Origin of the sequence: Pseudomonas sp. NPDC088885, from assembly GCF_044750025.1 — a bacterium.
In the GTDB taxonomy this organism is placed as follows: domain Bacteria; phylum Pseudomonadota; class Gammaproteobacteria; order Pseudomonadales; family Pseudomonadaceae; genus Aquipseudomonas; species Aquipseudomonas rustica.
The window spans coordinates 1-2,754 of record NZ_JBIVJB010000205.1; the positions used below are offsets into that span (position 1 = coordinate 1).

The following is a 2,754-nucleotide window of genomic DNA, read 5'->3' on the forward strand; positions in this document are numbered from 1 at the left end:
CGCCCTATACGCAGCCTTCGACGATTTCATCACCCGGTACGCCGTAGGGTTCATTGATGTCGCCGCCGTACTGGTTGATGATCGCCAGCCACTCTTGTGGCACCGACGAGGAACCGTGCATCACCAGGTGGGTGTTCGGGATGCGTTTGTGGATTTCCTTGATACGGTCGATCGCCAGCACGTCGCCAGTAGGTGGCTTGGTGAACTTGTAGGCGCCGTGGCTGGTGCCGATGGCGATGGCCAAGGCATCGACCTGGGTGCGTTTGACGAAGTCAGCGGCTTCTTCCGGGTCGGTCAGCATTTGGCTGTGATCCAGAACGCCTTCGGCGCCGATACCGTCTTCTTCACCGGCCATGCCGGTTTCCAGCGAACCTAGGCAGCCCAGCTCGCCTTCTACCGAAACGCCGCAGGCGTGAGCCATGGCCACGGTTTGTTGGGTAACGCGGACGTTGTAGTCGTAGTCGGTCGGGGTCTTGCCGTCTTCGCCCAGCGAGCCGTCCATCATTACCGAGCTGAAGCCCAGTTGGATCGAACGCTGGCAGACGTCAGGGCTGGTGCCGTGGTCTTGGTGCATGCACACCGGGATGTGCGGGAACTCTTCGATCGCGGCCAGGATCAGGTGACGCAGGAATGGTGCGCCGGCGTATTTGCGAGCGCCGGCCGAAGCCTGAACGATCACCGGGGAGTCAGTCTTGTCAGCGGCTTCCATGATGGCGCGCATCTGCTCAAGGTTGTTGACGTTGAAAGCTGGAACGCCGTAGCCGAATTCGGCTGCGTGGTCCAACATCTGGCGCATGCTGATAAGTGCCATTGTGTGTGTCTCTCCCGGTTGAGGGTCGTTAATCGTGCCAGCCTGCCGGAGCGGCGGCGGCTATTCAAGTGATTGCAGATCGGGGGTTGAGGTCCGGTCTGGTGATTCGATAAAGCCAATTCTTCAGAACTGCGCAGAACCCTTGTAGGAGCAAAGCTTGCTCGCGAATGCGCTGGCACATTCACTGTTGATGCAAGCTGAACCAGCGCTTTCGCGAGCAAGCTCTGCTCCTACAGGTGTTGCAATTACTCGGCTTTGCAGCCGCGGCCGATCAGGTCATTGGTGGCGACCCAGTACACCAGGCCTTCCTCTCCCTTGACGTGAAACGCCAGCATGCCGTCGCTGTACAGCGTGCCCGAAGCGCCCGGCTCTTCTTTCAGGCGATAGACCTGATCACCGCCACCCAGTCGGACGTCGACTTCCTTCTTGTCGGCATCGGCGTAGCGCCACAGCACTTTGGCCTGGCTGTCGCAGGTCCAGGTCGTCCAGTTATCCGCCGGGGCAGACGACTGAAACAGGTTCAACTGCGCGCAACCGCCCAACAATGCCAACGCCGCAATGGCGATCAAGCCTTTCATCCGTGTTCCTCGACTGACGGCGCACGCCGCCAGCCCTGAGTTAAAGAGTCAGACCCGTCAAGGACAACCATGTTCCTTGGCCGGGGTTTGCGTCTCGTATTTGTCCAGACCGTCCGGGCCCGAGCGCTTGTTCAGCACCGGGTTGGTTTCGGCCTGCCAGTCGGCCTGATAACAGCCCTTCTGCGACTCGCTCGGCGCCGGCGTGGCTTCGGCCTTCGGGTTACTCCCGCAGGCCGCCAGCGTACCGGTCAGCAACAACAGTGCTAACGACTTGACCATGTGAACACTCCTTTGCCTGGCCAAACGGGCGGCCTCAGGCCTTGGCCCGGCTTTCCAGGACTTCTACGGCTGGCAGCACTTTGCCCTCGACGAATTCGAGGAACGCGCCGCCACCGGTGGAAATGTAGGAGATTTGCTCAGCCACGCCATATTTATCGATCGCAGCCAGGGTGTCGCCACCGCCAGCAATCGAGAATGCCGAGCTTTCAGCGATGGCCTGAGCCAGCACTTTGGTGCCGTTGCCAAACTGGTCGAATTCAAACACGCCGACCGGGCCGTTCCACAGAATGGTTTTCGACGATTTCAGCAGTTCGGCGAAGTTGGCTGCGGTTTGCGGGCCGATGTCCAGAATCATGTCGTCAGCCGCGACGTCAGCGATCAGCTTGACGGTGGCTTCTGCGGTCTCGGCGAATTCTTTGGCAACCACGACGTCAACCGGCAATGGCACGCTGACTTTGGCGGCGATTGCACGCGCGGTGTCGAGCAGATCCGGTTCGTACAGCGATTTGCCCACCGGGTGACCGGCCGCCGCGAGGAAGGTGTTGGCGATGCCGCCGCCGACGATCAGCTGATTGCAGATCTGGCTCAGGCTGTTCAGCACGTCGAGTTTGGTCGACACCTTGGAGCCGGCAACGATGGCTGCCATTGGCTGAGCCGGTGCGCCCAGCGCTTTACCCAGTGCATCCAGTTCAGCGGCCAACAGTGGGCCAGCAGCGGCGACTTTGGCGAACTTGGCCACGCCGTGGGTCGAACCTTCGGCGCGGTGAGCGGTGCCGAACGCGTCCATCACGAACACGTCGCACAGGGCGGCGTATTGCTGGGCCAGTTCGTCAGCGTTCTTTTTCTCGCCTTTGTTGAAGCGCACGTTTTCGAACAGCACGATGTCGCCGGCCTTGACGTCAACGCCACCGAGGTAATCAGCCACCAGCGGCACTTCACGGCCCAGCGCTTTGCTCAGGTAGTCAGCGACAGGCTTGAGGCTGTTCTCGGCGGAGAACTCGCCTTCGGTCGGACGGCCAAGGTGCGAGCAGACCATCACGGCCGCGCCTTTTTCCAGGGCCAGCTTGATGGTCGGCAGCGAAGCCA

The 2,754-nt window shown here is 60.9% G+C and carries 3 protein-coding genes and 1 pseudogene; all 4 read right to left on the minus strand.

What is annotated here, in order from left to right:
- Positions 1-13 precede the first annotated feature (13 nt).
- Positions 14-811: pseudogene (gene fba, locus ACIP1X_RS28475) on the minus strand (class II fructose-bisphosphate aldolase); the annotation flags it as partial.
- 245 nt (positions 812-1,056) lie between these two features.
- A complete protein-coding gene (locus tag ACIP1X_RS28480) occupies positions 1,057-1,389 on the minus strand; it encodes an MliC family protein (protein WP_159811850.1) in 333 nt (110 codons plus the stop codon).
- A gap of 57 nt (positions 1,390-1,446) precedes the next feature.
- Entirely contained in the window at positions 1,447-1,668 is a 222-nt protein-coding gene (locus ACIP1X_RS28485; protein WP_007913756.1) for a hypothetical protein, read from the minus strand.
- A gap of 34 nt (positions 1,669-1,702) precedes the next feature.
- A partial coding sequence (locus tag ACIP1X_RS28490; protein WP_400755925.1) for a phosphoglycerate kinase occupies positions 1,703-2,754 on the minus strand: 1,052 nt, incomplete at its 5' end.